The sequence below is a fragment of the Desulfovibrio sp. genome (assembly GCF_047607245.1).
In the GTDB taxonomy this organism is placed as follows: Bacteria; Desulfobacterota; Desulfovibrionia; order Desulfovibrionales; family Desulfovibrionaceae; genus Desulfovibrio.
The window spans coordinates 1-7,542 of the sequence record NZ_JASGDK010000148.1 but is presented as its reverse complement, the minus strand read 5'-3'; the positions used below and the strand labels follow the sequence as shown (position 1 = coordinate 7,542).

Below are 7,542 nucleotides of genomic sequence, written 5' to 3'. Positions count from 1 at the left end.
CTATCGCGTTAAAAGGCAAAATTTGCCGTAGTATCTGATGAGGAGAACCCAATACCAAAAGGTGCCGCTCTATAGAAAGAAACAACGGCACCTCTTTTAAATTTACCTGTCTGATTAAGATTGTCAAGCATAAGTTCAAAGTTTAACAATGCGTTGTTATGGCTGATTTTGCACGACTCATTGACGGGCATAATCAAATTTTTGTGAATAAACTATATATGTTAAAGAAAACTAAGTGGCGGACATTTCTCTCATTAACACCTCAAAATGTACTACAGTGTCAGAAAAATTACACCTCACGCGCAAAAAAGAACAGGTTCAGAAAAGTGGTTTAAATACTACCAACCTTGGCTATTTTAGTTAAACAATTTTGTCTTTGGAGCTTTTTCTGCAAGGTAACGGCCAATACTAATTCTAATTATTCATAAAGATAGAATTAATTTCCTTTTAAATTCGCAAATAATTTTATTGCTACTGACGTATTGTATCAAAATAATAACCAGCTAGCCCTTTATAAATTTTTTATTTAGCAATACTTTTAGCCCTGTTTTAAGCATACACTTTTTCGTATCTTAAAACACTCTTTATGAAATTCTATAGCATACTTGCGATAATCCTTAAACAAACCTCAGTAATCGCTTTTCATTCTCCACCTGGTAACACGATTTTTAAAAAGTTGACACCACTCTTTCTTGTCCGTAGGCTTAGTTTCATCCCCCAACTCTACCCAGGATGAAAGCATGAGTAAATCACGTGTAACTTTTCAGTCATCTGGCCGCTGCGTCTGTTGCTATTTTCTTACAGTATTTCTTGCATTGTATGCTTTTTCACCTGCTCTGGCGGCTAACAGTTGGGGTAAAGACACACTGGTCTACGCCTGGAGCAGTAATGTGGGGCCGCTAAACCCGCACGCCTACGGAGCAAACAAAATGTTTGCACAGGCTTTGGTTTATGAGCCTCTTGTGCAGTATGGCGAAGGCGGTAAAATTACTCCCTGGCTGGCTGAAAGTTGGCAGATTTCTTCTGATGGCAAAGTGTATACCTTTAAGCTGCGTGACGATGTGCTTTTTTCTGACGGCACACCCTTTACAGCTGATGCTGTTGTTAAAAATTTCGATGCCGTGCGTAAAAACATCAAGCGTCACGACTGGCTTGCCACGGCAGATATGATTGATTCGTACCGGGCTCTGGACGCCCGCACCTTCGAGCTGACACTCAAGCAGCCCTATGCAGCAGCGCTTCAGGAGCTCACTCTTGTGCGTCCCCTGCGCTTTCTGTCTCCTGCGGCCATGCCGCAGGACGGCAATACTGGCGAAGGCATCAAGGCCCCCATTGGCACCGGCCCCTGGATTCTGGCAGAAAGCCGCAAGGGTGAGTTTGACCGCTTTGTGCGCAACGATAATTACTGGGGCGAAAAGCCCCGCATGCGCCAGCTTGTGATTAAGGTTATTCCGGATGCAGAAACACGGGCCGTGGCCCTTGAAACCGGCGAAGTGGACCTGATAGCCACAGCCATTGCCGATCATGGCTCGGCAGGGGTGAACCCGGATGCCTACGCGGCACTTTCAAAAGATCCGGCATACTCCTCCAGTCAGTCCGCCCCGCGCAATACCCGTTTGCTGGCAATGAATACCGCTCTCTTTCCCACCAATGAGCTGGCGGTACGGCAAGCCATTGTGCGCGGCATAGACCGCCCTTCCATTCTTAAAGGCGTGCTGCTTGACCAAGAGGCCCCGGCTGAGGAACTGCTGGCCAAGGATATTCCTTTCTGTGACGTGGCACTGAAACCCTACCCGCATTCGCTTGATGAGGCCGCCGCCATCTTAGACAAAGCTGGCTGGAAACTTAACCCCGGCGATAAATACCGCACCAGGGACGGAAAAACATTACGCCTGGAGCTCAAGTTCATTGCCAACGAAAATATCATGCGCTCCATAGCCGAGGTAGTGCAGAGCAATTTGGCACGCATTGGCATGGATGTGCAGCTGATGGGCGAAGAGCCCAACGCCTTTGGCGCTTCACAGACAGATGGCGGATTTAACATGATTTTCTGCGAATCCAACGGCGCGCCGTACGATCCCTTTTCGTATGTGGCAGCCATGCGCGTGGCCGGGCACGCGGATTTTCAGGCACAGCGCGGCCTGCCGCAAAAAAAAGAGCTGGACGCAGCCATAACCAGAGCCCTTGCCACAACAGATGCAAAAGAGCTGCAGACCCTCTTCACCACCATTCTGACTATGCTGCATGACGAAGCGGTTTACGTTCCCGTAAGCCGTACTATCGACAAGGCTCTGTTTAAAAAGAAGAATATACAGGACTTTTCCTTCAGTCCCGTTTCATACGAATTGCCTCTGGGCCGTGTTGCACGGCCATAAGGCCAGATTGCTCCTTAGTGAGCTGCCCCCAAGGTTTGTCCATACCACGCGGAACACACTCCCTCCGCACGGTATGGACAAGCCTGTGACGAGGCGACAGCAGCTGCACCCTGCCAATAATTTGAAGTGAAATCCGCAATGCTACGATTTTTATGCCGCCGCCTGCTCTTGCTGTTTCCCCTGTTGCTGGGCGTATCTGTTTTTGTTTTTGCCGTATTGCGCCACGGCAAGACAGACCCTGCCATGGCATACCTACGGCTTTCAGGCCTGCCCCCAACCGAAAGCATGCTTGCCGCCACACGCGAGAACCTGGGACTCAACAATCCCCTCTGGAGGCAATACCTGGACTGGCTGACCTCCGCCCTTCAGGGAGACATGGGCCAGTCCTATGTGACGGGCAATTCCGCGCTGCACGAAATACTTTACTACCTTCCTGCGACAATCGAGCTGACCATGTGGGCTATGGCGGCTACCATCTTCATCAGTGTGCCCTTGGGCATTGCGGCGGCTTTGTACAAAGACCGCTGGCCCGATCACCTCACGCGGATTTTTGCTTTCAGCGCAGTATCAATGCCTTCATTCTGGCTGGGTTTTCTGCTCGTGCTGCTGTTTTCACGCCATCTGGACATTCTGCCTGCAATGGGCCGCGGCGGCCCCGAATTTCTTGTTCTGCCCGTGCTTACGCTTTCTTTCATGTCTATGGGGATCAATATCCGTCTTGTTCGGGCAAGCATGCTGGAGCACATGCACAGCCGCAGCGTGACCTATGCCCGGTCACGCGGGTTGAAAAGATGGCGCATCATAGGCCAGCACGTGCTGCGCAACGCCTTCATACCTGTACTGACATCTATGAGCATGCACTTTGGCGAACTGCTGGGCGGTGCGGTGATTGTTGAAAATATTTTCAACTGGCCCGGTGTTGGCCGCTATGTGGTTTCGGCCATCTATAATCATGACTACCCTGTCATCCAGACCTTCACGCTGGTGACCACGTTTATCTTTGTGGTAGTTAACCTGATCACTGATCTGCTATACGCACGCATTGATCCACGCATTCGCCTGGGAGAGGCCCGATGAGCAAGAAACTGGTTGTCGGACTCTGTATCTTGCTGCCCATGCTGGCCTGCGCCCTTTTGGGATCGTGGCTGGCACCGCATGACCCCGAGGCAATTGATCTGACCAAAAAATTTCTGCCCTCCGGGGCTACCTATCTTCTTGGAACAGACCATCTGGGCCGCGACATTCTTTCACGTCTTATGGTCGGCGCACGGTATTCGCTGTCCACAGTGCTGTATATTATTGCAGGCCTTGTGGCTGTCAGCCTGTGCCTGGGGTGCATGTCAGGCTACCTTGGCGGCAAGATAGATTCCGGCATCATGCGCGTTTGTGACGCCATGATGACCTTTCCCACCATTGTGATGGCGCTTTTTCTTATCGGTATTTTGGGTGCTGGATTAACCAACCTTATTATCGCCATAGCCGCGACACATGCAGCGTGGTATACACGGCTGGTGCGCAGTCATGTGCTCAGCCTCAAAAGCCGTGGGCATATTCTGGCTGCGCGGGCTATGGGGCTCAGCCGCACGCGCATTGTCCTGCGACATTTTTTACCGGCGATCCTTGTGCAGATTCTTGTGTTGGCCACACTGGATGTGGGGCACATGCTGCTGCATGTTGCGGGACTCTCCTTTCTTGGGTTGGGAATCCAGCCGCCTACACCCGAATGGGGACTCATGATTTCCGAGGCGCGCAACTACATACGGTCGCAGCCAATGCTGATGTTTTATCCCGGCCTCATGATTTTTATGGCCACTGCCGCCTGCAACCTTATGGGCGACGCCCTGCGCGACCGCCTGGACCCGGCTTTACGTGCCGCAGGAGCCTGATCGTGAACGCCATCCTTGATTCCCCTTCAACCTCGCCCATAGTGGAGGTACGCAATCTGAGCCTCAGGGCAGCAGGGAAAGAAACACCGCGACTTGTGGATAGTGTTTCCTTCAATATAAACGCCGGAGAAACCCTTGCCCTTATGGGCGCCAGCGGATCAGGAAAATCCCTCACGGCTATGGCCGTCATGAATCTGCTTCCACCCGGCATTGTGCAGGAAAAAGGCGACATTGTACTGCACCGGGGCGCACCTGCGCTGATTATGCAGAATCCCGGCGACTGCTTTGATCATCTGTTCACAGTGCGGCACACCTTTCGCGAGACCTTTCGGGATACAGGCTGCGTGCCGCGCAGACGTGAAGAGGCCGCCATGCGCCTGCGGTTGCGCGAAGTGGGCTTTGCCTGCCCGGAAGCTGTTCTGCCGCTCCATCCCTTTGAACTGAGCGGCGGCATGCTGCACCGGGTGATGATCGCTCTGGCCCTGGCCCGCAAAAGCCAGTGCATCATCGCCGACGAACCTATTTCCAGTCTCGATCTGCCCGGTAAGGTGCGCATTCTCCGCTTGCTGAAAAATTTACAGGCCAGACATGGTTTTGCCTTGCTTTATATTGATCATGATCTGACCACCGCCGCCTGCATGGCCGACAGGATTGCTGTCATGCAGGATGGCAGGATTGTGGAACAGGGTCAGGCAAACGCCCTGTTGCACTGCCCGGCACATAATTGCACCAAAGAGCTCCTGCTCGCCTTCAAGACTTCCTGCATCCCCACATTGCAAGCTGTTTCTGAAAAAGAGTGTGAACCGGAACCACAAAATATCCCGGCTCCAGACTCGGTAGAAAAAAATGCTCAAAGCGAACGCGCGGTACTGCTTGAATGCCAAGAATTGCAAAAGAGTTACGGCACATGCCGCTGGCGAGGCATAAGAGGGCACGAGGTTCTTCGCGGCATCAACCTGCGCCTGCATCAGGGGGAGAGTCTGGCAGTTATGGGCCGTAACGGCGCGGGAAAAAGCACGCTCTTTCGCATACTGCTTGGTTTGGAAAAACCAGACAGTGGCAATGTTTCAGTGCTGGGCGAAGATATTAACTTGCTGGAGACTCGCAACAAAGGCTGGAGAAAACACGTACAGACAGTTTTTCAGGATTCACGCGGCGCTGTAAATCCGCGCCTCACCATCGGCGACATCATTATGGAGCCCTTACTGATCCACGAAGAGAACGCTGCCGCCCGAAAACGGCGTATCGAGGAACTTCTGTCCCTCGTGAAACTGCCCCGGTCCTTCAGGAATAAATATCCAGGTCAATTGAGCGGCGGCCAGTTGCAAAGGGTCTGCATAGCGCGGGCACTGGCGCCCAAACCGGATGTGCTGCTTCTTGATGAAGCCCTTACAGATCTGGACGCTGTCGTACGCGCCCAACTACAGGATCTGCTGGAAAATCTGAAAATAGAGCTCGGCTTGTCGCTGCTCTATGTGTCACATGATATGGCATCAGTCTTTCGTCTTTGCGATCGCGTAGTTGTGCTTGATCAAGGTCGAATTGTGGATGAATTTCTTCCTGGGCAGCACATGGACGCACAACGGCACCAAAGCTTCTGCAGCCTGCTTGATGCCGCAACTGAACTGGCAGAGGGCTATCGGCTCAAAGCCTGAAGCCTTTTGCCTATATTATTGATACTCCCCTCCCCGCAAATGCACTTTGCGAATGTGCATAGTCAAAGCTCAAAGTCCCCTCACCACTGCGTTTAATTGCATCAATAAATAGCCGCGTCGTGTCTCGCAGCTGCCATTGCCCGCAGGGCTTGCCTGGCGCTGTGCTTACGCGGCCCCGACGAGCCACGGTTCGCGCAGTTACCAGAGTATTTTCAAGATGAAAGTGCTTCAGGGGCCACTCTTCACCTCCGTTAGCTCCAGCTCAAGACGGCTTTGTCCCCTCCCGTTTCTTCTTGCTCCAGAGAGCAACCTGCTTTTTCAGCCGGGCAAACGCTGCATTGAAAAACTGCCGATACCCCCGCAAAGGTAAAACTCTGCCGGGTTGGACCTTTATTTTTCACTTTTGAGCGTCAAAATTTTCGCACCGCAGGGCGGAAAAAAATTCCCACGACTATTTTTTCAATTCAACATACTGATATAAATATATAATTTTTTTTGGCACATGGATTGCAGATTGTGGGCAGCTAGTAACCACCCAGGAGGTGTCCCATGTCTTTGGTTATTAACCACAACATGATGGCTGCAAACACAGCCAGAAATTTGAACTCACACTATGCTCAGTTGAGCAAGTCGGTACAGCGTCTTTCAACGGGTTTGCGAGTCAACAGCGCTGCGGACGACGCCGCAGGTCTGGCCATTCGCGAACTGCAAAGAGCTGACATAGCAACCCTGCAACAGGGTGCGCGCAACGCCAACGACGCCATTTCAATGATTCAGACCGCTGACGGCGCTCTGGGCGTTATTGACGAAAAGCTCACCCGCATGAAGGAACTGGCCGAACAGGCCGCCACGGGTACCTACGACTCCACCCAACGTCTGATGATCGAATCCGAATATCAGGCAATGGCTTCGGAAATCACCCGTATCGCCAACGCCACGGACTTCAACGGCATCCATCTGCTCAACGGCTCTCTGTCGTCAGACACACATGACGGTAGCGGCCTGACGGCCACCGGCAAGATGAAGGTTCACTTTGGCACAGGCAACGACTCTGCCGAAGACTATTACTACATCAAGATCGGCACCAGTACGGCCTCGGCATTGGGCGTGGGCAACCAGGCCATTGATGACAGCGGCAACTTGCGTGACGGCGGTACCGTCTCTACGCAGCAGGCCGCGCAGCGGTCTCTGGACGCCATCACCAACGCTATTATTTCTAAAGACAAGATCCGCGCTCACTTGGGCGCCATGCAGAACCGCCTTGAAAATACGATTACCAACCTGAATACTCAGGCGGAAAACCTGCAGGCTGCCGAATCGCGCATTTCAGACGTGGACGTCGCCACGGAAATGACGCAGTTTGTGCGCAACCAGATCTTGAGTCAGGCTGCGGTGGCCATGCTGTCGCAGGCGAACTCGCTGCCGCAGATGGCAATGAAGCTCATCGGCGGTTAGGCTTTCTTATCATAGGTTGTGGTGACCAAAGATGGGAGGTCCGGGGGCCGGGCCCCCGGACCAAGCCAAAGAAGTAACTGGTGATCTTGGCATCCATCCATACCACAGGCTTTTATCCGTACAGCCGCCCGCAGAGGGTCTAGTCCGTGTGTCCCAGCGCTTCCAGCGCGG

The 7,542-nt window shown here is 52.5% G+C and carries 5 protein-coding genes; all 5 read left to right on the top strand.

Annotated features, from left to right (window positions below; translation table 11 throughout):
* Nucleotides 1-740: 740 nt before the first annotated feature.
* The 5 genes from nikA to QM579_RS11515 all read left to right on the top strand — a co-directional run bounded on the left by nikA (nt 741) and on the right by QM579_RS11515 (nt 7,371).
* A complete protein-coding gene (nikA, locus tag QM579_RS11535) occupies nt 741-2,375 on the top strand; it encodes a nickel ABC transporter substrate-binding protein (protein WP_414999288.1) in 1,635 nt (544 codons plus the stop codon).
* Nucleotides 2,376-2,513: 138 nt separating this feature from the next.
* Nucleotides 2,514-3,452, top strand: coding sequence for a nickel ABC transporter permease subunit NikB (nikB, locus tag QM579_RS11530; RefSeq protein WP_414999287.1), 939 nt, complete (start codon nt 2,514-2,516; stop codon nt 3,450-3,452).
* Nucleotides 3,449-4,261 (top strand): nickel ABC transporter permease subunit NikC, encoded by an 813-nt coding sequence (gene nikC / locus QM579_RS11525; RefSeq protein ID WP_414999286.1) that lies wholly within the window; start codon nt 3,449-3,451, stop codon nt 4,259-4,261. The genes nikB and nikC overlap by 4 nt, the downstream gene beginning before the upstream one ends.
* A 2-nt stretch (nt 4,262-4,263) precedes the next feature.
* On the top strand, nt 4,264-5,916 hold the full coding sequence (locus QM579_RS11520; RefSeq protein WP_414999285.1) for an ABC transporter ATP-binding protein: 1,653 nt from the start codon (nt 4,264-4,266) through the stop codon (nt 5,914-5,916).
* A gap of 549 nt (nt 5,917-6,465) precedes the next feature.
* Nucleotides 6,466-7,371 carry a flagellin gene (locus QM579_RS11515; RefSeq protein WP_414999284.1) on the top strand — a complete coding sequence of 302 codons (906 nt, stop codon included), beginning with the start codon at nt 6,466-6,468 and terminating at the stop codon, nt 7,369-7,371.
* Nucleotides 7,372-7,542 lie beyond the last annotated feature (171 nt).

Coding starts and splice junctions, on each gene's coding strand:
- nikA (WP_414999288.1), top strand. CDS start 741: ATGAGTAAATCACGTGTAACTTTTCAGTCATCTGGCCGCTGCGTCTGT.
- QM579_RS11515 (WP_414999284.1), top strand. CDS start 6,466: ATGTCTTTGGTTATTAACCACAACATGATGGCTGCAAACACAGCCAGA.
- nikC (WP_414999286.1), top strand. CDS start 3,449: ATGAGCAAGAAACTGGTTGTCGGACTCTGTATCTTGCTGCCCATGCTG.
- nikB (WP_414999287.1), top strand. CDS start 2,514: ATGCTACGATTTTTATGCCGCCGCCTGCTCTTGCTGTTTCCCCTGTTG.